Annotated in this window: 22 protein-coding genes; 14 read left to right on the top strand and 8 right to left on the bottom strand. The window is 64.2% G+C overall.

Annotated features, from left to right (window positions below; translation table 11 throughout):
• Positions 1-80: 80 nt before the first annotated feature.
• The 6 genes from IVA75_RS35800 to IVA75_RS35825 all read left to right on the top strand — a co-directional run bounded on the left by IVA75_RS35800 (position 81) and on the right by IVA75_RS35825 (position 7,825).
• Positions 81-509 carry a globin family protein gene (locus tag IVA75_RS35800; RefSeq protein ID WP_026233298.1) on the top strand — a complete coding sequence of 143 codons (429 nt, stop codon included), beginning with the start codon at positions 81-83 and terminating at the stop codon, positions 507-509.
• 10 nt (positions 510-519) lie between these two features.
• Positions 520-1,737, top strand: coding sequence for an FAD-dependent oxidoreductase (locus IVA75_RS35805; protein WP_346658457.1), 1,218 nt, complete (start codon positions 520-522; stop codon positions 1,735-1,737).
• A 15-nt stretch (positions 1,738-1,752) separates the two neighbouring features.
• On the top strand, positions 1,753-4,458 hold the full coding sequence (locus IVA75_RS35810) for a nitrate reductase (RefSeq protein WP_247288512.1): 2,706 nt from the start codon (positions 1,753-1,755) through the stop codon (positions 4,456-4,458).
• 260 nt (positions 4,459-4,718) lie between these two features.
• The gene (locus tag IVA75_RS35815) at positions 4,719-5,558 is read left to right on the top strand and encodes an aldo/keto reductase (RefSeq protein ID WP_247288514.1); all 840 of its coding nucleotides are present in this window, start codon (positions 4,719-4,721) and stop codon (positions 5,556-5,558) included.
• A gap of 186 nt (positions 5,559-5,744) precedes the next feature.
• Positions 5,745-6,686 carry a DMT family transporter gene (locus IVA75_RS35820; RefSeq protein WP_247288516.1) on the top strand — a complete coding sequence of 314 codons (942 nt, stop codon included), beginning with the start codon at positions 5,745-5,747 and terminating at the stop codon, positions 6,684-6,686.
• Between the two features lie 59 nt (positions 6,687-6,745).
• The gene (locus tag IVA75_RS35825; RefSeq protein WP_247288517.1) at positions 6,746-7,825 is read left to right on the top strand and encodes a zinc-binding dehydrogenase; all 1,080 of its coding nucleotides are present in this window, start codon (positions 6,746-6,748) and stop codon (positions 7,823-7,825) included.
• A gap of 4 nt (positions 7,826-7,829) precedes the next feature.
• On the opposite strand, the gene IVA75_RS35830 is transcribed toward IVA75_RS35825, so the two are convergent.
• Entirely contained in the window at positions 7,830-8,291 is a 462-nt protein-coding gene (locus tag IVA75_RS35830) for an Lrp/AsnC family transcriptional regulator (RefSeq protein WP_007593935.1), read from the bottom strand.
• Positions 8,292-8,424: 133 nt separating this feature from the next.
• Between IVA75_RS35830 and IVA75_RS35835 the strand changes: the two genes are divergently transcribed.
• Together IVA75_RS35835 and IVA75_RS35840 are read left to right on the top strand one after the other, a co-directional pair.
• The gene (locus IVA75_RS35835; protein ID WP_247288518.1) at positions 8,425-10,788 is read left to right on the top strand and encodes a transketolase; all 2,364 of its coding nucleotides are present in this window, start codon (positions 8,425-8,427) and stop codon (positions 10,786-10,788) included.
• 207 nt (positions 10,789-10,995) lie between these two features.
• Positions 10,996-12,426, top strand: coding sequence for an aldehyde dehydrogenase family protein (locus IVA75_RS35840; protein WP_247288519.1), 1,431 nt, complete (start codon positions 10,996-10,998; stop codon positions 12,424-12,426).
• A 165-nt stretch (positions 12,427-12,591) separates the two neighbouring features.
• Here the strand turns inward: IVA75_RS35840 and IVA75_RS35845 are convergent, their stop codons facing one another.
• Positions 12,592-13,560 (bottom strand): SMP-30/gluconolactonase/LRE family protein, encoded by a 969-nt coding sequence (locus IVA75_RS35845; RefSeq protein WP_247288520.1) that lies wholly within the window; start codon positions 13,558-13,560, stop codon positions 12,592-12,594.
• 89 nt (positions 13,561-13,649) lie between these two features.
• Here IVA75_RS35845 and IVA75_RS35850 point away from each other — a divergent pair, with 89 nt between their 5' ends.
• Positions 13,650-14,471 carry an NAD(P)-dependent oxidoreductase gene (locus IVA75_RS35850; RefSeq protein ID WP_247288521.1) on the top strand — a complete coding sequence of 274 codons (822 nt, stop codon included), beginning with the start codon at positions 13,650-13,652 and terminating at the stop codon, positions 14,469-14,471.
• Between the two features lie 38 nt (positions 14,472-14,509).
• Here the strand turns inward: IVA75_RS35850 and IVA75_RS35855 are convergent, their stop codons facing one another.
• From IVA75_RS35855 to IVA75_RS35865, 3 genes are all read right to left on the bottom strand, one after another.
• Complete coding sequence (locus tag IVA75_RS35855; protein ID WP_247288522.1) at positions 14,510-15,781, bottom strand: MFS transporter; 1,272 nt, start codon at positions 15,779-15,781, stop codon at positions 14,510-14,512.
• A 142-nt stretch (positions 15,782-15,923) separates the two neighbouring features.
• A complete protein-coding gene (locus IVA75_RS35860) occupies positions 15,924-16,754 on the bottom strand; it encodes a potassium channel family protein (protein WP_247288523.1) in 831 nt (276 codons plus the stop codon).
• 108 nt (positions 16,755-16,862) lie between these two features.
• On the bottom strand, positions 16,863-17,768 hold the full coding sequence (locus IVA75_RS35865; protein WP_247359672.1) for a transglutaminase family protein: 906 nt from the start codon (positions 17,766-17,768) through the stop codon (positions 16,863-16,865).
• 230 nt (positions 17,769-17,998) lie between these two features.
• Here IVA75_RS35865 and IVA75_RS35870 point away from each other — a divergent pair, with 230 nt between their 5' ends.
• A complete protein-coding gene (locus IVA75_RS35870; protein ID WP_027568856.1) occupies positions 17,999-18,412 on the top strand; it encodes a hypothetical protein in 414 nt (137 codons plus the stop codon).
• 66 nt (positions 18,413-18,478) lie between these two features.
• Here the strand turns inward: IVA75_RS35870 and IVA75_RS35875 are convergent, their stop codons facing one another.
• Entirely contained in the window at positions 18,479-18,895 is a 417-nt protein-coding gene (locus IVA75_RS35875) for a DUF1236 domain-containing protein (protein WP_247288525.1), read from the bottom strand.
• 180 nt (positions 18,896-19,075) lie between these two features.
• Positions 19,076-19,777 carry a GntR family transcriptional regulator gene (locus IVA75_RS35880; protein ID WP_027568858.1) on the bottom strand — a complete coding sequence of 234 codons (702 nt, stop codon included), beginning with the start codon at positions 19,775-19,777 and terminating at the stop codon, positions 19,076-19,078.
• Positions 19,778-19,952: 175 nt separating this feature from the next.
• Between IVA75_RS35880 and IVA75_RS35885 the strand changes: the two genes are divergently transcribed.
• The 4 genes from IVA75_RS35885 to IVA75_RS35900 all read left to right on the top strand — a co-directional run bounded on the left by IVA75_RS35885 (position 19,953) and on the right by IVA75_RS35900 (position 24,808).
• The gene (locus IVA75_RS35885; RefSeq protein ID WP_247288527.1) at positions 19,953-21,683 is read left to right on the top strand and encodes an IlvD/Edd family dehydratase; all 1,731 of its coding nucleotides are present in this window, start codon (positions 19,953-19,955) and stop codon (positions 21,681-21,683) included.
• Between the two features lie 61 nt (positions 21,684-21,744).
• Positions 21,745-22,740, top strand: coding sequence for a TRAP transporter substrate-binding protein (locus IVA75_RS35890; RefSeq protein ID WP_247288529.1), 996 nt, complete (start codon positions 21,745-21,747; stop codon positions 22,738-22,740).
• A gap of 149 nt (positions 22,741-22,889) precedes the next feature.
• Complete coding sequence (locus IVA75_RS35895) at positions 22,890-23,471, top strand: TRAP transporter small permease subunit (RefSeq protein ID WP_027568861.1); 582 nt, start codon at positions 22,890-22,892, stop codon at positions 23,469-23,471.
• The gene (locus IVA75_RS35900; RefSeq protein ID WP_027568862.1) at positions 23,468-24,808 is read left to right on the top strand and encodes a TRAP transporter large permease; all 1,341 of its coding nucleotides are present in this window, start codon (positions 23,468-23,470) and stop codon (positions 24,806-24,808) included. The genes IVA75_RS35895 and IVA75_RS35900 overlap by 4 nt, the downstream gene beginning before the upstream one ends.
• A gap of 3 nt (positions 24,809-24,811) precedes the next feature.
• Here the strand turns inward: IVA75_RS35900 and IVA75_RS35905 are convergent, their stop codons facing one another.
• Complete coding sequence (locus tag IVA75_RS35905; RefSeq protein WP_027568863.1) at positions 24,812-25,606, bottom strand: enoyl-CoA hydratase-related protein; 795 nt, start codon at positions 25,604-25,606, stop codon at positions 24,812-24,814.
• Positions 25,607-25,744 lie beyond the last annotated feature (138 nt).

Consider the following 25,744-nt stretch of genomic DNA (forward strand, 5'->3'; position numbering starts at 1 on the left):
AAGCATTGCCCGACAGTTTGACAATGAACCTGGTTCGCAATGGCGCGCACCAAGGCAAACCCAAAAGGCAGGAGAACATCATGACGCCAGAACAGATCACCCTCGTGCAACAGAGCTTTGCCAAGGTCGCGCCGATTTCCGCGCAAGCCGCGGTGCTGTTCTACGATCGCCTGTTCGAGGTCGCGCCGTCCGTGCGCGCGATGTTTCCCGAGGACATGACCGAGCAGCGCAAGAAGCTGATGGGCATGCTCGCTGCCGTCGTCGGCGGCCTGTCGAACCTGGACTCGATTCTTCCCGCGGCCTCGGCGCTTGCGAAGCGTCACGTCGGCTACGGCGCCAAGGCCGAGCACTACCCCGTGGTCGGCGCGACCTTGCTGTGGACGCTGGAGAAGGGCCTCGGCGAGGCCTGGACGCCCGAACTCGCTACCGCCTGGACCGACGCCTACGGCGTGTTGTCCGGCTACATGATGTCCGAGGCCTACGGCGCACAGTCGCAGGCCGCCGAATAGGAGACGCGTTGTGAGTGAACCGCTGGTCATCGTGGGTAACGGCATGGCGGCCGCGCGTCTGGTCGACGAGCTCGCCAAGACTTCGCTCGGCCGCTACGCGGTCGCCGTGATCGGCGAGGAGCCGCGGCTCGCTTACAACCGCGTTCTGCTCTCCTCCGTGCTGGCCGGCGAAACCGGCTCGCACGAGATCGAGCTTCGTCCCGCCGACTGGTGGCGCCATCGCGGCGTCACGGTGCGCTACGGCTATCGCGTTAGCGAGATCGACACCGGCCGACGCGAGCTCAAGATCGAAGGCGAAGAGAGCATGGAATATTCCAAGCTCGTGCTCGCCGTCGGCTCGACGCCGCTGCGGCTCAACGTGCCGGGCGCCGACCTTTCCGGCGTGCACACCTTCCGCGACACCCGCGATGTCGATCTGCTGCTGACGCTCGCTGCCGCAAGGAAGCGCGTCGTCGTGGTCGGCGGCGGTCTGCTCGGACTCGAAGCGGCTTACGGCCTCGCCAAGGCCGGAGCGCCCGTGACATTGCTGCATCTGATGGATCGGCTGATGGAGCGCCAGCTCGATGCGCCCGCTGCCGACCTGCTCAAGACGCTGGTCGAGCGCAAGGGCATTCGCATCCTGCTCAATGCATCCACAGCGCGCATCCACGGCGAGGGCCGTGTCGAAGCGGTCGAGCTTGCCGACGGCAGCCGCATCGAGGCCGATGCGGTGATCTTCGCCGCCGGCATCAGGCCCAACATTGCGCTGGCGAAGGACGCCGGCATCGCAGTCAACCGCGGCATCGTCGTCAACGACGAAATGCAGACGGCGTCACCCGATATCTACGCGCTCGGCGAGTGCGCCGAGCATCGCGGCACCTGCTACGGCCTCGTCGAGCCTGCTTACGAGCAGGCGCGGGTTCTGGCGCGGCATCTCTCTGGTCGTCCTGCGGCCTATGAGGGCAGCGTGGTCTCGACCAATCTGAAGGTGTCGGGCGTCAGCGTGTTCTCCGCCGGCGACTTCATGGGCGGGGAGGGTAGCGAGAGCCTCGTGCTGTCAGACCGCAGGCGCGGAACCTACAAGAAGCTCGTCATCGCCGAGGGCCGGCTTACCGGCGCCCTGCTGATCGGCGATACCGTCGATGCGCTCTGGTATCTCGAACTGATCCGCAACCGCGAAAAGGTGGCGGCGATCCGCGCCGACATGATGTTTGGCCGCGTGCTCGCGCGTCCCTCCAAAGCGGCTTGATAGAGGCGGCTTGATATGACGGTGATCGATCCCACGCTCCGCGCCACCAAGACGACCTGTCCGTATTGTGGCGTCGGCTGCGGCGTGCTGGCGACGCCGGACGGCAAGGGCGGCGCGGCGATCGCGGGCGATCCCGATCATCCTGCCAATTTCGGCCGGCTGTGCTCCAAGGGCTCGGCGCTCGGCGAGACGGTCGGGCTGGAAAGCCGGCTGCTCTATCCGATGATCCGCTGCAAGGGCGTGCTCGAACGCGTCGCCTGGAGCGATGCGCTCGATCACGTCGCCCATCGCATGCAGCACATCGTCGCGCGCGACGGCGCCGACGCGGTCGCATTCTATCTCTCGGGCCAACTGCTGACCGAGGACTATTACGTTGCCAACAAGCTGATGAAGGGCTTTGTCGGCACGGCCAACGTCGACACCAATTCGCGGCTGTGCATGTCGTCCTCGGTTGCCGGTCACCGCCGCGCCTTCGGCGCCGACACCGTGCCCGGCTGCTACGAGGATCTCGACCAGGCCGATCTGCTGGTGTTCGTCGGCTCGAATGCCGCCTGGTGCCACCCGGTCCTGTTCCAGCGTATGTTGAAGAACCGTGGGGAGCGCGGCGCGCGCATGATCGTGATCGATCCGCGCCGCACCGACACCGCGACCGACGTCGATCTGTTCCTGGGCCTCAAGCCCGGCACCGACACGGCACTGTTCTGCGGCCTGTTCGTTCACCTCGCCGACAATGGTGCACTGGATCAGGATTACATCGCGCAAAACACGTCGGGCTTTGACGACGCGCTGGCGCGCGCACGCAGCATCGCCGGCAGCGTCACCGCGACCGCACTGGCGACCGGCCTCTCCGAGCAGGACATTGCCACCTTCTTCAAGATGTTCCGTGACACGCCCCGCGTCGTCACGCTGTACTCGCAAGGCGTCAATCAGTCGGCGCAGGGCACCGACAAGGTCAACGCGATCCTGAACTGCCATCTTGCCACGGGGCGCATCGGCAAGCCGGGTGCCTCGCCGTTCTCGCTCACCGGCCAGCCCAACGCGATGGGCGGCCGCGAGGTCGGCGGCCTCGCCAACCAGCTCGCCGCACACATGAACTTCACGCCGCCGGACATCGACCGTGTCAGGCGGTTCTGGAAGGCGCCGCGCATCGCCACCCATGAAGGGTTGAAAGCGGTGCAGCTGTTCGAAGCCATCAACCGCGGCGAGGTCAAGGCCCTGTGGGTGATGGGCACCAACCCCGCAGTGTCGCTGCCCGACGCGGACTTCGTGCGCGAGGCGCTGAAGAAGCTCGAGCTGTTCGTGGTCTCCGAGAACGTGCTCTCCAACGACACGGTCGATGCCGGCCCGCACGTGCTGCTGCCCGCGCTCGCCTGGGGCGAGAAGTCGGGCACCGTGACCAATTCCGAGCGCCGCATCTCGCGCCAGCGTTCGTTCCTGCCGGCGCCCGGCGAGGCGCGGCCGGACTGGTGGATCCTGAGCGAAACCGCAAAACGCCTCGGCTTCGGCGACAGTTTCAGTTACAAATCCGCAGCCGACATCTTTCGCGAGCACGCCGCGCTCTCGGCGTTCGAGAACGATGGCAGCCGCGACTTCGATATCGGCGCGCTGACCTCGCTCTCCGACGAGGGCTTCGACGCCTTGAAGCCCGTGCAGTGGCCGGCGCGTGAAGGCGGGGCGCCCGGCGAGCGCTTCTTCGCGGCCGGCGGCTTCTTCACCAATGACGGCAAGGGCCGCTTCGTCGCGCCGGAAGTCCCGGCGCTGCGTGGCGAGACCGGGCCTTCGCGGCCGCTGCGGCTCAATACCGGGCGCATCCGCGACCAGTGGCATACCATGACGCGCACGGGCCTCAGCCAGCGGCTCGGCGCGCATCTGCCCGAGCCGTTCGTCGAGATTCATCCCGATGACGCCGGCAGATACAACATCGTCCATGACGGCTATGCCCGCATCACCACCGACTACGGCCAGTGCACCCTCAAGGTCGTCGTCAGCGACCGCCAGCAGCGCGGCACGCTGTTCGCGCCGATCCACTGGAGTGCGATGAACGCCTCGCACGGTCGCGTCGGGGCGTTGGTCGCACCGTTCACCGATCCGTTCTCGGGGCAGCCGGAGTCCAAGGCGACACCAGCCGCGATCGGGCCTTATGAATACGTCTTCCGGGGCTTTGCGTTGTCGCGCAAGCAGCTGGACCTGCCGCCAAACCTGATGTGGACCCGCGTCACTGTTGCCGGCGGCTTCGGCTATCTGTTCGCCGACAATGCGGACCTGTCGCGCTGGCCGGCCTGGCTCGGTGGCGTTGCCGGCGAGGACGTCGCCGACTATCGCGACTTCGGCGGCGGCGTTTATCGCGCGGCGTCGTTTGCCGGCGACCGCATCGAAACCTGCCTGTTCGTCGGCCCCGCGCATGATGCCGGCGATTGGGAGGTGGTGAAGAGCCTGTTCGTGGCCGACCACGTCACCGACGAGCAGCGGCGCATGCTGTTGTCCGGTAAGTCGAGCGAGGGCGCGGCTTCGACCGGTCCGGTCGTCTGCGCCTGCTTCGGCGTCGGCCGCGGCACCATCTGCGACACCATCGTCGCAGGCGCGCGCACGGCCGCCGAGATCGGCGTAAAGCTCAAGGCCGGCACCAATTGCGGCTCCTGCATTCCCGAGCTGAAGCGCCTGATTGCGACCACCGAAATTGCGCCGGCGAAGCAGACCAAGCGCGCAGGCGCGGCGGGGTAGAGGCGAATTTCTAGGTCGTCGCCGCATACTCCGCCGTCATCGCCCGGCTTGACCGGGCGATCCAGTACGCCGAGACGCCTGTGATCAAGCGGTAAGGCGACGGCGTACTGGATTCCCCGCTTTCGCGGGGAATGACAGCGGGCGGGGCGCTACGCCTCAGCCCAATCGACGCACGCCCCATTGTGCCCTATGGTGCCGCGCTCTCGCCCTCAACGCGCAAAACAACAATGATGTACCTGGAAACGGGTATCGGAGCAATTATGAACACGAAACCCTTCGGCAAAACCGGTGCCAGCGTCTCTGTCATCGGGCAGGGCACCTGGTATCTCGACCATGGCGATCGTAAGCGCGCGATCGCGGCGCTACAGCGCGGGCTCGATCTCGGCATGACCCACATCGACACCGCCGAGATGTATGGCGATGCCGAGCTCGTCATTGCGGACGCGATCGCGGGCCGCCGCGACGAGGTGTTCCTGGTGTCGAAGGTGCTGCCGAGCAACGCCTCCCGCCGCGGAACCATCACCGCCTGTGAGCGCTCGCTGAAGCGGCTGAAGACCGATCGGCTCGATTGCTATCTGCTGCATTGGCGCGGTTCGTATCCGCTGGAGGACACCGTGGCCGCATTCGAGGAGTTGGTGAAGGCCGGCAAGATCAAATCCTGGGGCGTTTCCAATTTCGACGCCGATGATCTCGACGAGATGCTCGAAGCCGCCGGCGAAGACCGCATCGCCTGCAATCAGGTGCTCTATCATCTCAAGGAACGCGCGATCGAGCACGCCGTGATCCCGTGGTGCGAACAGCATGGTGTCGCCGTGGTCGCCTATTCGCCGTTCGGCCACGACGATTTCCCTGCGAGCACCAGCAAAGCCGGCGCCGTGCTGGCGCGCATCGCTGAGGCGCGTCGCGCGACGCCGCGTCAGGTCGCGCTGAGCTTCCTCACCCGTGCGACTACGGTGTTCGCGATTCCGAAGGCGTCGTCCGCGGAACATGCCGGCGAAAACGCCGCGGCCGGCGATCTCGTGCTGACGAAAGACGAGATTGCGGCGCTCGATGCGGCGTTTCCGCGCGGTCCGAAGCCGCGCGGGCTGCCTATGCTGTAGTGCACAAACTCCTAATATTAATGGAGTCTTGACGCGCGCGGACGTGAGCGCATATCGGCATCCTGTTTTCGGAAGTTGTGAAAGCGGCGCAATTATCGTTTTTTACGATCATTCCCGATTCGCATTTTCTAGGTTCCAGCCGTGACCCCGCCGCCCGCCGCAGCCGCAAGGCTCGACAGTATTCCCATGCCTATACCGGAAAAGAAGCCGCAGGCGCGCCGCGCGCCCGCGCGCGTCGATCATCCCTTCAAGGGCATCGCGCTGGTGCTGCTGTCGACGATCTTTCTCGGTTGCTCCGATGTCACCGCGAAATATTTGTCGTCGAGCCTGCCGTCGATCGAGATCACCTGGATCCGCTTCGTGACGTTCGCGCTGATGTTCACGCCGGTGATGCTGCCGGGCTCGCCGCTGCATGCCATGCGCACCGAGCGCCTCGGCCTGCAGCTGATGCGCGGCGCGGCATTGCTCGGCTCTTCGCTGTTCTTCATCACCGGCCTGAGCTTCCTGCCGATCGCGGAAGCGTCCGCGACCGGCTTCGTCTCGCCGCTGTTCGTCACCGCGCTCTCGATCGTCTTCCTGAGCGAGAAGGTGGGCATGCGCCGCTGGATCGCCACCGCGATCGGCCTGACCGGCGTGCTGATCATCCTGCGCCCGGGCTCCAGCGCGTTTCACGCCGCCGCGTTCTTCCCGATCGTCTCGGCGTTCTGCTGGGCTGCGGCGCTGATCCTGACGCGCATGATGAGCGGGCGCGAAGCTGTCCTTACCACGATGGCCTATTCGGCGCTGACGGGCGTTGCGATCCTCTCTCTGATGGTCCCGTTCGTCTGGGTCACTCCGACCTGGACCGCGATCGGGCTCGGCATCGTGATCGGCGTCGCCTCCACCGTTGGCCAGTGGATCATCGTGCTGGCCTATCGCTACGGCGATGCCTCGGTGCTGGCGCCGTTCTCGTACACGCAGTTGCTGTGGGTGAGCATTCTGGGCTTCTTCCTGTTCGGCGAAGTGCCTGATGTCTGGACCGTCACCGGTGCAGCCTTCATCGTCGCCAGCGGGCTCTACATCGCCCATCGCGAGCGCATCCGTCGCGCCCAGCTCCTGATCATGGAAGAGCGTTCCCCGAACCCCTGACGCAAGTTCACGCGTCCGCTTCGTGCTATCAACGGCTCCAACAAGACGGGAGGAGCCGGATGCGCGCTGCGATTTTCAGGAACGGTGAGATTGTCGTCGACCGGATGGCCGAGCCAAAGCCGGGCCCCGGCCAGGTCCTGGTCAAGACGCTCGCCTGCGGCATCTGTGGCTCCGATCTGCACGCACGCCAGCACGCCCACCGCATGGTGGAGATGGCGCGAAAGACCGGGCGCAAGCCGATGGACCTCGCCCGCGACGTCGTGTTCGGCCATGAGTTCTGCTGCGAGATCGTCGACTTCGGCCCGGGGACTGTGCGCAAGCTCAAGCCGGGCACGCGCGTCTGCTCGCTGCCGGCCCTGGCGACGCCGCAGGGCATTGAAGGCATCGGCTATTCCAACGACAATATTGGCGGCTACGCCGAGGCGATGCTGCTGAGCGAAGCGCTGCTGCTCGAGGTGCCCAACGGTCTCGCGCCGGAGCATGCCGCGCTCACCGAGCCGCTCGCGGTCGGCGTTCACGCCGTCGCCAAGGCCAACATCCGTGGCGGCGAGGTCCCGCTCGTGATCGGCTGCGGACCGGTCGGGCTCGCGGTGATTGCGGCGCTGAAGCTCAAGGGCCTGCATCCGATCGTCGCCGCTGACTATTCGCCGGCGCGGCGCGCGCTTGCGGCAAAACTCGGCGCCGATATCGTCGTGGATCCAAGGGTGTCGCAGCCCTATGCGACCTGGGCCGAGCATGCGCAAATGTCGGAGGCGGAGAAGGGGGCGCGGCCGCCCTTGCAGGCGATGCTGCCCGCGCTGAAGCCCGCGATCATCTTCGAATGCGTCGGCGTGCCTGGGCTGTTGCAGCAGGTGTTCGAAGGCGCGCCGCGCGATGCCAGGATCGTCGTGGTCGGTGTGTGCATGGAGACCGACAGGAGCGAGCCCATGCTCGGCATCATGAAGGAGCTCAACGTTCAGTATGTGCTCGGCTACACGCCCGACGAATTCGCAGCCTCACTGCGCCTGATCGCCGAAGGGCAGGTGGATGCGGCGGCGATGGTGACGGCGGAAGTCGGCATCGACGGCGTCGCAAAGGCTTTCGCCGACCTCGCCAATCCTGAGGCGCACACCAAGATCATCGTGCAGCCGTGGCGGTGATGCCTTACACCGGCAGCGCGATCGAATATTTCACCTGGCTGAGCGCAAAGCTGGACTCGATCGAGGCGATGCCGTCGAGCCGGGTCAGCTTGGTCTTGAGGAAGGTCTCGTAGGAGGCGAGGTCGGCTGCGACGACGCGCAAGAGATAGTCGCGGTTGCCGGTCATCAGATAGCACTCCAGCACCTCGTCCCATTTCGAGATCGCTCGCGCGAAGCGGTTGAGATCCTCCTCCTTCTGCCGCGCCAGCTTGATCGAGATGAAGACGCTGACATGCAGCCCCAGCGCCTTCTGGTCCACGGTCGCGATGTAGCGCGAGATGACGCCGCGCTCCTCGAGCAGCTTGACCCGGCGGTGGCAGGGCGACACCGACAGCCCGACCTTGTCGGCCAGTTCCTGCATGGTCAGCCGGCTGTCGTTCTGGAGGTAGCTGAGGATTTTTCGGTCGATGGCGTCGAGGGCGGGCATTGGGATGAACCTGTCGTTTTTATCGATTGATTGGTAATCTATTCCGATATTGGCCGGTATTGCGCGATAAATTGAGAAGTTTGGCGCGTCCCGCAGGGGTATCATCGGGCACCTGTTTTCCGGGAGCATTGCCATGCCCGTTGATACCGCCCGCCTCGACACGTTGACCGCGCTCGCCCGCAAGGCGCTGTGGCTGTCGTCATGGACCATCCATCACGCCAACCACATCCGCCCGAATGCGGACGGCCTGAAGGTCGGGGGACATCAGGCCTCGTCGGCCTCGCTCGCCACCATCATGTCGGCGCTGTATTTCCACGTGCTGAAACCCGAAGATCGCGTCGCGGTGAAGCCGCATGCGAGCCCGGTGTTCCACGCCATCCAGTATCTGTTCGGCCGGCAGAGCCGCGAGAAGCTGGAGAATTTTCGTGGCTTCAAGGGCGCGCAGTCCTATCCCTCGCGCACCAAGGATGTCGACGACGTCGATTTCTCCACCGGATCGGTCGGCCTCGGCGTTGCGCAGACGCTGTTCGCCTCGCTGGTGCAGGACTACGTCAGGGCACATGGCTGGATGAAGGATCGCCGCGAAGGGCGGATGATTGCGCTCGTCGGCGACGCCGAGATGGACGAGGGCAACATTTTCGAGGCGCTCGCGGAGGGCTGGAAGCACGGCCTGCGCAACACCTGGTGGGTGGTCGACTACAACAGGCAGTCGCTCGACGCCGTCGTCCGCGAAGGTCTCTGGGAAAAGTTCGAGACCGTATTCCGCAATTTCGGCTGGGACGTGGTGATCGTGAAATACGGCCGGCTGATGCGCGAGGCCTTTGCCGAGCCTGGCGGCGAGGCGCTGAAGCGCTGGATCGACAATTGCCCGAACGCGCTCTACGCCGCGTTGTGTTTCCAGGGCGGCGCGGCGTTCCGCAAACATCTTCACGACGAGATCGGCGATCAGGGCCCGATCACCAAGCTGATCGACAAGCGCAGCGACGACGAATTGCTGGCGCTGATGTCGAACCTCGGCGGCCATGACATGGCGAGCATGCTGGACGCCTTCGAATCGATCGATCACGATCGCCCGGTCTGCTTCATCGCCTACACCATCAAGGGCGTCGGCCTGCCGTTCCAGGGCCACAAGGACAATCACGCCGGCCTGATGACGGTCGCGCAGATGGAGAAATATCGCGACAGCCAGAACATCCGGCCCGGACACGAATGGGACAGATACGAGGGCCTCGCCCAAGGTCCCGCCGAGCTCGACGCCTTCCTCGCGGGCGTGTCGTTCAACCAGGACGGCCGCCGGCTCACCGCGCCTGTTATCGAGGTGCCGTCGCAGCTCGCCTTCAAGCCGGCGCCGCAGATGTCGACCCAGCAGGGGTTTGGGCTGGTGTTGAACGAGATCGCGCGTGGCGACAGCGAACTCGCCAGGCGCATCGTCACGACATCCCCTGACGTCACCGTCTCGACCAATCTCGGTCCGTGGGTGAACCGGCGCGGCCTGTTTGCGCGCGGCGAGAAGGCGGACTTATTCCGCAGCGAGAAAATTCCCTCCACCTTCAACTGGGACTTCTCGCCCAAGGGCCAGCATCTCGAGCTCGGCATCGCCGAGATGAACCTGTTCATCATGCTCTCGGCGCTCGGCCTGTCGCACCAGATCAACGGCGAGCGGCTGCTGCCGGTCGGCACGCTCTATGATCCCTTCATCGAGCGCGGTCTCGATGCGCTGAACTATGCCTGCTACCAGGATGCCCGCTTCATGGTGGCGGCAACGCCGTCGGGCATCACGCTGGCACCCGAAGGCGGCGCGCACCAGTCGATCGCAACGCCTTTGATCGGCATGGCGCAGGACGGGCTTGCCTCGTTCGAGCCGGCCTTCGTCGATGAGCTCGCCGTGATCATGGGTTGGGGTTTCAACCACATGCAGCGCGATCCGGGCGAGGGCGGCTCGGTCTATTTGCGGCTGTCGACGCGCAGCATCGAGCAGGCGCAGCGGATCATGACACCCGAGCTTGCAGAGGGCATCACCGACGGCGCCTATTGGCTGCGCAAGCCGGGCCCCAATGCCGAAGCCGTCATCGCCTATACCGGCGCCGTTGCGCCGGAAGCGATCGAGGCGACCGGCTTCATCGGCGAGAGCCGGCGCGACATCGGCCTGCTCGCAATCACGTCTGCGGATCGTCTGCATGCGGGATGGACCGCCGCACGGAGATTGCGCCGTGATCGGCGCGGCGTGCAGCATCTCAGCCACATCGAAAAACTGCTCGCGCCGCTGCCGCGCGACTGCGGCATCGTGACCGTGATCGACGGCCATCCGGCGGCGCTGGGCTGGCTCGGCAGCGTCCGTGGCCACCGCGTCGAGGCGCTCGGCGTCGAGCAGTTCGGCCAGACCGGCACCATCGCCGACCTCTACCGCCACCACGGCATCGACGCCAACGCCATCATCGATGCGGCCGAGAGCCTCACCACGGGCGCGCCGGTGCTGCATCGGAAGATGGCGGTTTAATTCGTCGCCCCGGCCTAGTGCGCAATTGCGCACTAGGCCGGATGACATCGTGAGTGAGGCGAGACCTTGCCACCCCTCCGCCATAGGCTCATATAACCTCCGTCCGCCGCAATGCTGGCCCCGCACATGGCGGGTTCAATTGCCGGCGCTTTCGTGCAAGGATGCCTGCCGAAACGCCCCCTCCAAGCCCCCAAGAAGAGGTTCACTATGGTCAATCGCATGCAGTTCTATATCGACGGCGCCTGGGTCGATCCCGCTGTCAAGAAGTCCACCGCCGTGGTCAATCCGGCGACGGAAGAGGCGATGTACGAGGTTGCGCTGGGCTCCAAGGCCGACGTTGATAAAGCCGTCGCTGCCGCCAAGCGCGCGTTCGTGACGTTCTCCCAGACCAGCCGTGACGAGCGCGTCGCGCTGCTCACCAAGGTCATCGAGATCTACAAGGGCCGCCTTAAGGAGATCGGTGCCGCCGTCTCGGACGAGATGGGTGCGCCGCTGCCGATGGCCGAAAAGCTGCAGGCCGGCGCCGGCCTTGGCCACCTCATGACCACGCTCGACGTGCTCAAGAACTATCGTTTCGAGGAACCGGTCGGCACCGCCATGGTGCTGCGCGAGTCGGTCGGCGTGGTCGGCATGATCACGCCCTGGAACTGGCCGCTCAACCAGATCGCCTGCAAGGTCGCGCCCGCGCTCGCCGCCGGCTGCACCATGATCCTGAAGCCGTCGGAGTTCACCCCGACCTCGGCGCTGATCTTCGCGGAAATCCTCCATGAAGCCGGCGTGCCGAAGGGCGTGTTCAACCTCGTCAACGGTCTCGGCCCCGAGGTCGGCGCCGCCATGAGCGAGCACCCCGACATCGACATGATCTCGTTCACCGGCTCGACCCGCGCCGGCATCGACGTGGCCAAGCGGGCGGCACCGACCGTGAAGCGCGTCAGCCAGGAGCTCGGTGGCAAGTCGCCGAACGTCATCCTCGAAGGCGCCGACCTCACGAAGGCGGTAACCGGCGGCGTGATGCACATGTTCAACAACTCCGGCCAGTCCTGCAACGCGCCCTCGCGCATGATCGTGCCGGCCTCGAAGATGAAGGAAGTCGCCGCGATCGCGAAGGCTGTTGCCGACAAGACCAAGGCGGGCGATCCGCGCGCCGAAGGCACCACCATCGGCCCGGTCGTCAACCGCGGCCAGTGGGACAAGATCCAGGGCCTGATCAAGAAGGGCATCGACGAGGGTGCAACGCTCGTGTCGGGCGGCCCGGGCCTGCCCGAGGGCGTCAACAAGGGCTTCTATGTCCGTCCGACCATCTTCGCCGACGTCACCCCCGACATGACGATCGCCCGCGAAGAGATCTTCGGACCGGTGCTGACCATCATCGGCGCCAAGGACGAAGCCGAGGCGGTGCACATCGCCAACGACACGCCCTATGGGCTTGCCGGCTACGTCACGGGTGCGTCCGTCGAGGATGCCAAGCGCGTCGGCCGCCAGATCCGCGCCGGCAACGTCAATCTGCAGGGCGTGCCCAACGATCGCACCGCGCCATTCGGCGGCTACAAGCAGTCCGGCAACGGCCGCGAATGGGGCAAATACGGCCTCGAGGACTTCCTCGAAGTGAAGGCCGTTGCGGGCTTCAACGCGGCGTAATCTCTAGCGCCTGGGTGAACAAAACGCCGGAGCGGGAAACCGCTCCGGCGTTTTTCGTTCCGTCATTGCGAGCGAAGCGAAGCAATCCAGAATCTTTCCGGGAGTGCAGTCTGGATTGCTTCGTCGCAAGAGCTCCTCGCAATGACGAGGAGAGAGTTGGGAAGACTATCCCCCGACCGCGCCCTGCGTGTTCACATACAACGCGTAGATCGACTGGCTCGCGGCCATGAACAGGCGATTGCGCTTGACGCCACCGAAGCAGAGATTGGCGCAGCGCTCGGGCAGGGCGATGCGGCCGATCATGACGCCGTCGGGCGCGAACACCACGACGCCGTCGAGTTCGGGATCGCCCATGCCCCAGCCGCACCAGAGATTGCCGTCGATGTCGCAGCGCATGCCATCCGGCGTGCCCGGGCCTGCGTCGATTAAGACGCGCTTGTTCGAGATCGTGGTGCCATCCGCCGAGACGTCATAGGCGAGGATCTTGCGGTTCGGCACGCCGCGTGATTCCACGACGTAAAGGATTTTCTCGTCCGGCGAGAAGCACAGCCCGTTCGGCCCGAGCACGCCTTCGGCAACGATGGTCGCCTTGCCGGTCGCGGGATCGAGCCTGTAGACGTTCGGCTCGATCTCAGGCTCGGCCTTGTAGCCCTCGTAATTGCCGAGCAGGCCGAAAGTGGGGTCGGTGAACCAGACCGCGCCATCGGATTTCACCACGACGTCGTTTGGCGAATTGAGCTTCTTGCCGCCGAACGAGTCCAACAGCAAGGTGATGCTGCCGTCATATTCGGTACGGGTGACGCGGCGCCCGCCATGCTCGCAGGTGACGAGCCGGCCCTGGCGATCCCGGGTGTTGCCGTTGGCGAAATTAGAAGGCTTGCGGAACACCGAGACCGCGCCGGTCTCCTCCTCCCATTTGACGATGCGCTGGTTTGGGATGTCGCTGCACAGGAGATAGCGTCCGTCGCCGAACCACACCGGGCCCTCGGCCCAACGCAGGCCGGTCGTCAGCCGCTCCACCGCCGAGAGTTTCAGCCAGTATTTTTCGAAGCGGGGATCGAGTGCTTTTATCGCGGGATCCGGGTAATAGGTCGCTGGCCGCCAGCCTTGAGTGTGGGACGATGCCTCATTCATGTCGGTTCTCTCGTTTCGTTCCCTCTGGACAATCCAGCTATCATTAGAGACACGTGACGGCAAATCGGTCGCCAAAGACGAGGAATGACATGCGCATCTTGATGACGGGAGCTTCGGGTGGAATCGGCACGCGGCTGCGGAAGTTGCTGCCGCCGATCTATCCGGACCTGCTGCTCAGCGACATCCGCCCGCCGGCCGACCTCGGCCCCAACGAGCAATTCAAGGCGGCGGATCTCTCCGACCTTGCCCAGTGCGAGGCGATCTGCGAGGGCGTCGACGGCATCATCCATTTCGGCGGCTATTCGGTCGAAGGACCCTGGAACGACATTCTCCAGGCCAACATCATCGGCGGCTACAATCTGTTCGAGGCCGCGTATCGCAAGGGCGTGAAGCGCGTGGTGTTCGCCTCCTCGAACCATGCCGTCGGATTCTATCCGCGCCACCACAAGATCGGCACCGACGTGACCCCGCGTCCCGACGGCCGCTATGGCGTCAGCAAGGTGTTCGGCGAAGCGGTCGGCGCGCTCTATGCCGACAAGCATGGCCTGAAGGTGACTTGCCTTCGCATTGGCAATTTCGGCGACGTACCGCTGGACCTCCGCCGTATCTCGATCTGGCTGAAGCCGGAAGATCTGGTGCAGCTCTGCCGGATCGGGCTCGAGCATCCCGATATTCATTTCGAGATCTTCTACGGCGTGTCCCTGAACGAGCGCGCGTGGTGGGACAACCACCGTGCCTACGAGTTCGGCTACCGTCCCACGGGGCGCTCCGAGGACCACGTCGCGCATGCGATGGCCGAGCAAGCCAAGCTGAAGCCCGACCCGGTCGGCGATCACTATCAGGGCGGCGCGTTCTGCAGCAACGAGTTCGACGGCGACACAAGTCGGATCATTGATTGGAATAAGCGGTAGGAGCGCATTCGCAAATCCAGGGTGTCGGGATCGGCGCCCTAGACCACGCGCTTGCCGGCCTGGGCTGCGATGGGCCGCTGCACAAAGTACATCAGGATCAGGGAGATCACCGCCGTCGTCACGACGACGTATCCCAGCCGGTCGAAATGCCGGAGCGTGCCGTCCGCGTCCTGCGCGATGAGTGCGGCGGCGAGCACGGAGCCGAGCCCGCCGGAGAGCTGCTGCAGCGACGCGCCGACCGCGCTGAAGGAGCCGCGTTGCGCCGGCTCGGGGATCGCGGAAATCAGCGCCTGCGACGGGATCATGCGGGAGAAGATGCCGACGAACATCAGGACGTTGACCAGGATCGCGACCGTCAGACTCACCTCGCCGAGATGGGTGTAGATCAGCACCATGACGATGGACATGGCGCTGCCGAAGACGAAGGTCGGGTATTTGCCGAAGGCATCGCTCGCGCGTCCCACCAAGGGGCCGATGACAATGCTGAACAGGCCGGAGACGAGATAGATCGTCGGCAGATGCACGATGTCGATGCCGAGATTGTGCACGGTGTAGGCGCTGCCGAACGGCATCAGCATGTAGCCGCCGGTCGCCAGCAGGGTCGTCACCGAGAACGCCATCCAATAACGCGGCTGCGAGACCGTTGCGATCAGATGCCGAAACGGGTTTCGATCCTGCTTCAGCGCGAGATGGCCGTTCACCGGCTTCATCAGGAACATCACGGCGGCCATCCCGATCACCGACAGGCCGACCAATGCGCCGAACGCGATGTGCCAGTTCCACTGGTTGGCTAGGAAAAGACCGGCCGGGATGCCCAGCACCTGGCTTGCAGCGAAGGCGGTTTGCACGAAACCCATGACGCGGCCGCGCAATTGCAGCGTAAACAGATCGGTGACGATGGCGAGCACGACCGAGCCGATCACGCCGCCGAACAGGCCGGTCACGATCCGCCCCAGCAGCAACAGGTGATAGTTGGGCGCGATCGCGCAAAGCGCCGTGCCAAGCGTGAAGCCGGCGTAGAAGAACAACAGCAGCCGCTTGCGGTCGAACCGGTCGGCAAAGCCGGCCGCCAGGATGCCGGAAATCCCCGCGCTGAACGCATAGGCCGAGACCGCCACGCCGAACTGGGCGGCGGAAATATCGAGCGCCGGCATCATGATGGCGCCGAGCGGCGACATGATCATGAAATCGATGATGATCGTGAACTGGACCAGCGCCAGCAGCGCGACGAGGACCGCCTGGTAGCGCGAGAAGCCGCGAGGTGGCGCTTGCCGCTCGGCGATCGGCTCCGTCAGAGTTTGTTCCGTCATGGCATTTCGTTGGGGAGGGAGATGGATGGGGACGCGGGACGTGGCGCCGGAGCCCGGCCCCTATCTATTTCCGGCTTTGCGAAATTTCGATGGCTTGACAAACAGTTTTAATGCCTGTCCCGGCACTCGGGCCGGCATGGGCCTAGTCCGCGCCTTCATCGGGAATGTTCAACACGGTCCCGCAGGCCTTGCAATGCACCGCGTCGACATCGTGGCGCTGCAGACCGCAGACAGCGCAGGGGAAGCGTACCTTGGAGGGCGCGAGCAATGCCTTGGCGAGATTCAGGAAAAGGGTCACGCCAAAGATCATGATGACGACGGTTATCAGGCGTCCGACAGTTCCGGGCAGGGTGATGTCACCGAAGCCGGTCGTCGTTAGCGCCGTGACCGTGAAGTAGAGCGCGTCGGCATAGTGGGCGATCTGATTGTTGTGAGACCTCTGGGTCTCGTAGACGATCCCCGTCATCACAAAAATGAACACCCCGAGGTTGGCGACCGCAAAGACGACTTCCTCATTTCGCCGAAAGAAGGGGCTGTCGACCCGCAGACGTGCCACCATTTGGTAGTCGCGCAGCAGTCGCAATGTTCGAAATGCGCGCAGGAAGCCGCCGGCTTCTCCTGTGAGTGGTGCAAGGAACGAAACAATGACGATGATGTCGGTCCAAGTCGAAAGTCGCGCAAGGTCACGCAGCGGCTGACGGCTGATGATCATCCGTGCGGAGAAGTCTGCAAGGATCGAGACACCGAACACAACATCGAGCGACTCAATAGCCCTGTTGCGAGGCAGGAACGACGTCGCAATGATGAATAGAACCGTGACGATATCAAGCACGAGCAAGCCATATCGGAATCTTATGCAGCCGAAAGTGTCGCCTTCATAAAGTTGTCGGATCCTGCTCTTCAGGAGCTCAAATGGGGCGGAGGCAGAGTCGAGCGCCGCACGTTCCCTCGTGTTGTTGCGATCAAGCACCATGGTCAGCGATTGCCGATTGTCTTGCTCGGGCTGTCTGCCCGCCGAGAAAATGAGGTGGTCAAGCAGCGTCAGGAGAGGAAGTGACCGCCGCGCCTATCTCTCGGCATCCTATCCCTCCGAAGGATCGAGCATTTCGCCGATCTTGTTAACGGCGACGTTGATCGACATGCCGAGGCAGTCGCCGGGGTCGCCAAACCACGAGCCGGCCAGCGGCACGGCCTGGCCCGGATGCCGCGCAATGGCCACAGGGATCAGGTCGAAGCCGGCGCTCAGGCTGTTGGTTGGGTCGTAATCCAGCCAGCCGGCACCGGGCAGGAACACCTGCACCCACGCGTGGGTCGCGCCGGAGCCGGTCATGCCGACGGCGCCGCCATCGAGCGCCGCGTCGTAGAGATAGCCGCTGACGAAGCGGGATGCGAAGCCGAGCCGACGCAAGGTCTCGATCATCAACCAGGCGAAGTCCCGGCATGTACCTGATCTCGTGCGCAGTGTTTCGCTCAGGGGTTGGGTGCCTTCGGCCTCTCTTCCGCGATAGCTGAACTCGCTGCGGAACATGCCCAGCATACGGCGCAGCACGTCGACGGTCCGGTCCTGATCGCCGGCGACAAAGCTCTTGGTCCAGCTCGCATGGCTGCCGTCTGCATCGTCGGCATGCGGACGCAGGTAACCTGCAAGGTCGGTCCATTCGTCCGGGGTATACTGCACGGGAACCTCTTCGGCCCGGGGCTCCAGCGGAAACGTCTCCAGACCCTTGATGCCGAAATAGATGCCGCGAACCTTGAACGTGAATGTCAGTTCGCTGCCGGGTTCGCTGAATTCCATCACCGTCACGGCATTGGAGCGGGAGTCGGTGACCCAATGCACCTTTGATGGCAGGCTGGTCCGAGCGGACCAACGAAGCAGTCGGGTCGAGGAGCCGCGCCGCGGCAGGAACATCGCTCGGTGCGTGCCGAACGTAACCGGCTTTGCGTAGCGGTAGGTCGTGGTGTGTGTGATCTCGCCAATGATCGCCATGCATTGATCCGCTTCGATGTCTCGCGCCTGCGAGCTGGCGACGCCGCTTGCTGTGGTGCGGTTGGTCAAGCCAAACGGCGGCTGAATCGTTTTCCCCACAGGGCGAGCGCATACAATGTCCCGAGCCTTCGCTTTGGCCGTCCCGGCCCATTGATCTAGATCAACGTTGCTCTGGTTATCTGGCTCTCGATCTGCGCGATCGCAATTTGGCATTCGGTGCCTTGATCACAATGAAAATCAAATTGGCAGCCGTCGTACTGCTCGCGCTGATTATGTCGGGACCGGCGCGAGCCGCGATGCTCAGCGACGCCGAGGCGACGTTCCTCGACCAGCTCGTCACCGCGTCCGCGGTGCTCGAACAACGATGTGTCGGCTACGAAGTCAATGGTGCCGGCAGCGTCCAGCTCGGCGCCCGACTTCTCGGCAGCACGGATGCCGCGATGGCGATGATCGAGGCCTATTCTGCGGCCATCAAGGCCCGCGATGGCGAGACCTCCGATCCCGGTAAATTTCGCCCCGAAGTGTCCGACGCGGCCGCCAAAACGTTCAGGCGCGTCCGGACCGATCTGATCAGAAACCCGAAGAGAGCCTGCGTCGACTATGGCGATGCCAGCGTGGATCGCGGTCTGCTGAGGCGGTACTGAACCGGGACTTGAGGGATTTAGATCTGCGCAAACGAAAGGGCCGTCTCGAAAGACGGCCCTTGGTTGTTATTCGAGAATCTCGACGATCCGGTGGGTTCGCGGTTCGACCAGAACCGTGCGACCGTTCACCACCGTGTAACGATACTCACGGGCGCCGTACTCGGGTGGCACCTCGTAATAGGTCACGCCCTCCTCCGGAAGAACCGCCCCGACTCTCACATCCTCGCGGTACTGATATGAGGGCCGCCGCTGTTCGACGACGTAGGAGTGAAAGCGAGGACGTTGATCGACGCCAAGGACTCCCGCCACGCCGCCAACGACGCCGCCGACGACGCCACCCACAACTGCACCGACAGGCCCTGCCGCTCGCTCACCATCCCGCGCACCGCGTTCGACGCCTCCGGGAACGCCCTGGGCCTGGGTCGTTACGGGAAGCAGGACGGCGACGGCAACAGCGGCGGCTCCGACTAAACGGCAAATCATGGCAGCTCCTATGGTGGGGGATTGGTGCAAGACCAAGTACCAAGCCGACCATAGGTTCCCCAGAAGTCATGGACTGCAGGCGTTATTGCCCGAATGGGTTCGTGCGGCCTGCAATTGCGGGCAATCCAGCGCGCCCTTACCGCGTAAACTGCAGCACCGCGAGAAGCGAACGTCTCCCATCTATGAACGCGGGCCCTGCTGTTCGGCTTGCTCACCCGCAATCCGCGCCAGGTAATCCTTCTTGCTGAACTGCATGTGATCCACACACAGCTGCGCCAGCGCCCAGCTGTCACGGCCCTTCAACAGCTCGATCATCAGCTCGTGCTGGCGCTGTGATTGCGCGAGGCCGTCTCGGTCGGCGAGGTTCTTGGCGCGCATCGGCAACGTCAGGTTCATGTAGTCCTGCAGCGAGCGCACCAGATAGGGATTGCCGCAGGCCGAGAACAGCGCGAGGTGGAAGGCGTCGTTGGCCTCGTGGATGCCGCGCAGGTCCTGCAAATCCGCTCTCGCGCAATATTGCCGCTGCAATGCGGAGAGCTCGTCGATCAGGCCTTGCGGAGCGGGCAGGGGGATCATCAACGCCGCCTGCCGGGTCAGCATCTCCCGGACCTCGTAGATCTGCCCGACCTCTTCGGCCGAGTAGAACCGCACGGTGGCGCCGACATTCTTCTCGCGGCGGACGATGCCGCGGCGCTCCGCATCCACCAGCGCCTGGCGCACGAAGTGCCGCGAGGTGCCGTAAGCCGACATCAGCGCGTCTTCCGTGAGGCGCGCGCCTGGCGCGAGCCGGCCGAAGATGATGTCCTCCTCGAGCCGCGCGACGATGTCGTCCGGATCGTCGCGCCGGACCGTCATGGCTTCTGCGGTGTGAGTGTCGGACATGCCCTCGGCCTCCCGGCGCTTGGCCGGTCCGTACTGTGGAGCAGGCAAGGCTCAGATTGTCAATAATTTGGCCGTCACCAGGGCGCCAATGGCGAAAATGCCAAGTTTGACGTCTGTCTTATTGACAATCAAGGGGCAGGCTGTACGACAATGACCCCATGATGGGAGTGGTATGATGACGAGTGGGTTGCGCAAAGGGCTGACGAGCTATGGCGATGCCGGCTTCTCGCTGTTTCTGCGCAAGGCGTTCATCAAGGCCATGGGCTATTCCGACGACGCGCTCGAGCGCCCGATCGTCGGCATCACCAACACCTACAGCGACTACAATCCCTGCCACGGCAACGTCCCGCAGATCATCGAGGCCGCCAAGCGCGGCGTGATGCTGTCGGGCGCGATGCCGTTCGTATTCCCGACCATCTCGATCGCCGAGAGCTTTGCGCATCCGACCTCGATGTATCTGCGCAATCTGATGGCGATGGACACCGAGGAGATGATCCGGGCCCAGCCGATGGATTCGGTGATCGTAATCGGCGGCTGCGACAAGACACTGCCGGCGCAGGTGATGGCCGCGATCAGCGCCGATCTGCCGACGGTGGTCATTCCCGTTGGCCCCATGGTGGTTGGTCATCACAAGGGCGAGGTGCTGGGCGCCTGCACCGATTGCCGCCGTCTCTGGGGCAAGTATCGCGCCGGCGAAATGGACGATGTCGAGATCGAGGCGGTCAACGGCCGCCTCGCACCATCGGTCGGCACCTGCATGGTGATGGGCACGGCCTCCACCATGGCTTGCATGATCGAGGCCATGGGCCTGTCGCTGCCTATGAGCGCGACGATCCCCGCGCCGCATGCCGAGCGCTTTCGGCTTGCCGAGGCGAGCGGCAGGGTGGCCGCCGAGATGGCCAAGACCAAGGGTCCAAAGCCGAGCGAGGTGCTGACGCCGGCGTCTTTCAAGAATGCCCAGGTCGTGCTCCAGGCCATCGGCGGCTCGACCAACGGCCTGATCCATCTGACCGCGATGGCGCATCGCTCGCCGCACCGGCTCGATCTCGAAGTGTTCGATCAAATCGGCCGCGAGGTTCCGGTGCTGATCGATCTGAAGCCGTCCGGCGAGCATTACATGGAGCATTTTCATCATGCCGGTGGCGTGCCGAAGTTGCTGGCGCAGCTTGGCGATCTCGTCGATCTCGATGCGAAGACGATCACGGGCGAGAGCCTGCGCGACGTCGTCGCGAAGGCGGAAGACGTGCCCGGCCAGGACGTGATCCGTCCGCGCGCCAATCCGATCAAGAAGGAAGGCGGCCTCGCCGTCCTGCACGGTAATCTCGCCCCTCGCGGCGCGGTCATCAAGCAGTCGGCTGCAAGCCCGAAACTGTTGCAGCACACCGGGCGTGCGGTGGTGTTCGAATCCGTCGAGGACATGACGCTCCGGGTTGACGATCCCGATCTCGACGTCACCGCCGATGACGTGCTGGTGCTGCGCAACGCCGGCCCCAAGGGGGCGCCCGGCATGCCCGAGGCGGGCTATCTGCCTATCCCGAAGAAGCTCGCGCGTGGCGGTACCAAGGACATGGTGCGCATTTCGGATGCGCGCATGAGCGGCACCGCGTTCGGCACCATCGTGCTGCACATCACGCCGGAATCCGCCGTGGGCGGGCCGCTGGCGCTGGTGCAGAACGGCGACATGATCCGCCTCGACGTCGCCAAGCGCAGCATCGAGCTTCTCGTCGATGCTACCGAGTTCGAACGGCGGCGCGGCGCGTTGAAACCCGCGGCTACGCCGGACGAGGCGCGGCGCGGCTATGCCTGGCTATTCAACGAGACCATCATGCAGGCCGACGAGGGCTGCGATTTCGATTTTATGCAGAGAACTGGGAAGAAGACGGAGCAGAAAACCAAGAGTGGGTGATCAACCACCCGAAGCGTAGCCCAGACCGCACAAGCGGCGGGCGTTAAAACAGGGGGAAACGATGATTGCACGATCCATGTTTGGGCTGGCGGCAACGGCCGCTGTTCTTTTCGTCACGGGCGCGTCGGCGCAGGAGGTGAAGCATTATCGCTTTGCCTACGACCAGCCGCGCAACACCGGCTATTCCATCGCGGGCGACCTCTTTGCCGAAAAGCTCAAGGAATTGAGCAAAGGCACCATGATCATCGATCAATATCCGGGCGCGCAACTCGGGCAGGAGCCGCAGGTGCTCCAGCTCGTGAAGGCGGGCGACGTCGAATTTGCGATCATCTCCTCGGCGAACACCGCGACGATCTCGCCGCAGGCAGGTGTGATGTCGCTGCACTTCTTGTTCCGCGACGAGAATCACGTGGTCAAGGGCCTGGCCGATCCAAAAGTGTTCGACGCGCTCAAAACCATGATCGACGAGACCACACAGGGCCTGCATGTGATCGCGACCGGGTCGCAGGGCGTGCGCCACATGTACTCCAAGAAGGAGATCCACAATGTCGGCGACATCAAGGGCCTGAAAATCCGGGTGCAGGCGACCGCGACCGAGGACACCATGTTCCCGGCCTACGGCGCCCAGACCGTGCACATGCCGTTCGGCAGCGTCTACACGAGCCTGCAGACCGGTGTCGTCGACGTCGCCGAGAACAGCATCAACGTCTACCTCGTCAACAAGCACTACGAGGTCGCTCCGGTCCTGAACATCACCGAGCACGAGGCCAACAACGCGCTGGTATTTATCTCCGACAAGCTCTGGCAGAGCTTGTCGGCCGAGCAGAAGGGCTGGGTGCAGGCGGCAGGGAACGAGGTCAGCGCCAAGGAGCCGCAAAAGGCCTTCGACCTCGAACGCACCGCGGCAGAGAAGCTGAAGAAGATGGGCGTGAAGATCGTCGACAACGTCGACAAGAAGACCTTTACGGCGGTCGCCGATCCCTATCTCGACAAGCTCGCCAAGGAGCTCGGCCCGCACGCCGAGAAGATCAAGGATTTGATCCGCTCGATCAATTAGGCCGCGTACCGTTGCCTCCGCGTCGTCCCGGCGAAAGCCGGGACCCATACGCCGCGGCGGAGCTTGGGGCAGGATAGCCGCCAGCTTGCTTTGACCACACGCAGCTGGGGGTATGGGTCCCGGCTTTCGCCGGGACGACGGGGATAGTGATGACCATCGCCGACAAACTGCTGGTGCAACGCCAGCGTCACCTCAAATGGCGCGGGCTCGACTGGCTCGAGCTCGCGCTGATGATCCTCTGCGGCGTGCTCTGCTTCGGCTTCTCGCTGTCGGTGACCGCCGACATCGTCACCCGTACCATCGGCCATCCCTGGCTATGGCTCCAGGAAGTGACCTCGACATTGTTCATCTACGCGATCTTTGTCGGCACCGCGGCTGCGACCCGGCGCAACGACCACCTCTATCTCACCGCAATCTCCGAGGCGATGCACGGCACGCCGCGTCTGATCGTCGAAATCATCATCCGCATCGTGGTGCTCGGCGTCGCCTTCTGCCTGATCTTGTACGGCTATCAGAACTATCTTCGCGGCTTCGGCAGTTTTCGCCTGCCATCGGGCACGCCGATCGCCTCGCTCTACGCGATCATTCCGCTGTCGGGCGTGCTGGTCGGCCTGTTCACCATCGAGCAGCTCGTCAATGGTCTGCGCAACGGCTTTGACCACCCCGAGCCGCCCGAAGAGGATGGCGGGGCGCCTGTCATCACCGACGTACAGATGAGGGCGCAGCCGTGAGCGCACCCATCGTTCTGGCGTTGATGACGGTCTGCTTCCTGTCGTTCGGCTATCTCGGCGTGCCCGTGCCGTTCTCGCTGATGGCCGGCGTCTTCATCGGCGCGCTCCTGTCGGACGTCTCGCTCGCCGCGATCATCCAGAAAGTCTTCGACGGCGTCGATTCCGAGGCGCTGCTGGCGATCCCCTTTTTCCTGCTGGTCGGCGAGCTCATGAGCTCGGCCAATGTGGTGGTTCGAATAGCCAACCTCTCGGTGTCCCTGGTTGGCCACATCAGAGGCGGCCTGTCGCAGGTCGTGGTGGTCTTCAGCATGTTCTTCTCGGAAATGTCGGGCTCGACCACCGCCGACGTCGCGGTGATGAGCCGCGCGCTGGGCGGCCCGATGAAGCGCGAGGGTTACGAGCCCGCCTTCATCGCCGCGATCATCGCATCCGCCTCGACGATTGCGGCGCTGGTGCCGCCGAGCATCACCGCGGTGGTCTATGGCGCGGTCGGCAACGTCTCGATCGCCGGCCTGTTCATGGCAGGCGTCGTGCCGGGCCTGATGATCGGCTTCGGCTTGATGATCTACTGCTATTTCTTCGGTCCGTCCGGCCTGCGCAAGCCGCGCGCGCCGCTGCGGCAGGTGGTGTTCGCGGCCGGCGATGCGGCGCTACCGCTGATGATCCCCGTGATCCTGTTGGGGGGCATTCTGACCGGCTGGTTCACGCCGACGGAAGCCGGCGTCGTTGCCGTGGTCTGGATTGTCGTGGTCGTGATCCCCGCGCTCAACCGCGGGCATATCAGGAAGATTCCGTACGATTTCTGTCTTGCGGGCCTGATCTTCTCGCTGCCGCTGATCACGATCGGCGCCGCCAATGCCTTCGGCTGGATGCTCGCCTATTTGCGCGGTGCAAGCTACATCGCCGAAGTCATCACCTCGCTCGCCGGCAACGATCCGCATCTGATCATGTTGCTGATGGTACTGCTGTTCACGGTCGTCGGCGATTTCATCGAACCGGTACCGACCATCATCATCTTCATGCCGCTGGTCAACACGCTGACGGAAGCCGGCGACATCAACGCCGTTCACATGGGCGTGGTGCTGATCGCCACGCTCGCCTTCGGCCTGATCACGCCGCCTTATGGCTTGGTGCTGCTGATGGCGTCGAAATTCGTCGGCGTCAGTTTCGCAAAGGCACTACGCGCCGCGTTGCCGATCTATCTGGTCTTCCTCGGGACGATCGCGTTCGCGATCTACTTCCCGAGCGTGGTGCTGTGGCTGCCGCGGCAGGTGCTCCCCGAGTCGGTCGGCTGCTTCAAGTCCCCCGCGGGGACGGGGTACATCTGTCCGCAGTGAGAGCTACTTGCTCTTGCTCGTGAATTTCTTCACGGCGGCGCGGAACTCCTCCGTGTTCATCGCCATGATGATCCTGTGCTCCTCGGCATCGAGTTGCTGTTTCACCGGTGTGGTGGCGGCCTGGTAGACCAGCAACTTGGTGCCGGCAATCGCCGCGCGCGGGTTCTGCGCCAGCCGCTCGGCGAGAATTCGCGTTGCCGCCTTCAGCTCGGCGGCGGGAACGACCTTCGCAACCAGGCCCCATTCATGAGCCTGCTGCGCGGTGAAATTGTCCTCGGCGAGGAAAATCTGGAGCGCGCGGCGCGGGCCGACCGTGTTGACGATGCCGACCGTGGATCCGCCATCCGGCGACACGCCGATCTTGGCGTAGGCCGGCGTGAATTTGGCATCCTCCGCGGCGATGCAGAGGTCGGTGACGAAGGCGAGGCCCATGCCGGCGCCGGCCGCCGAGCCGTGCACGCTTGACAGCGAGATCTTCGGCATGCGCCGGATGATCTCGATGAAGGCATGATAATGCTTCAACAGCTCGCCGACGACAGGCGTCACCGTATTGGCTTCGGCCGCGGCGCCGATCGTCTGCAAATCGCCGCCAGCCGAGAAGGCGCGGCCTTCGCCTTCGAGGACCACGACCCGGATATCGTCGGCGCCCTCAATGTAGGCCGCGAGCTGTTCGAGCTTCTGTGCAATCGCCAGGTTGATCGAATTGAACGCGGCGGGCCGGTTGAGCGTGATGGTCGCAATCGGGCCATCGATTCGCAGCAAGGCGGGATCGTCGGGTCGTGAGACGGGAGCGGTCATCGGAAATCCCCGGCATGAGGTCGATGCACGAACTAAATCGCAGAAGGCGAGGGGTGACAATCCCCGCCTGGCGCTCTTGCGCAAGCGGGAACGATAGGCTCAAATGGGCAGGCCTTCGTTTAGGGACGGACACGAGCG

This window comes from Bradyrhizobium sp. 134 (genome assembly GCF_023074155.1).
GTDB lineage: Bacteria > Pseudomonadota > Alphaproteobacteria > Rhizobiales > Xanthobacteraceae > Bradyrhizobium.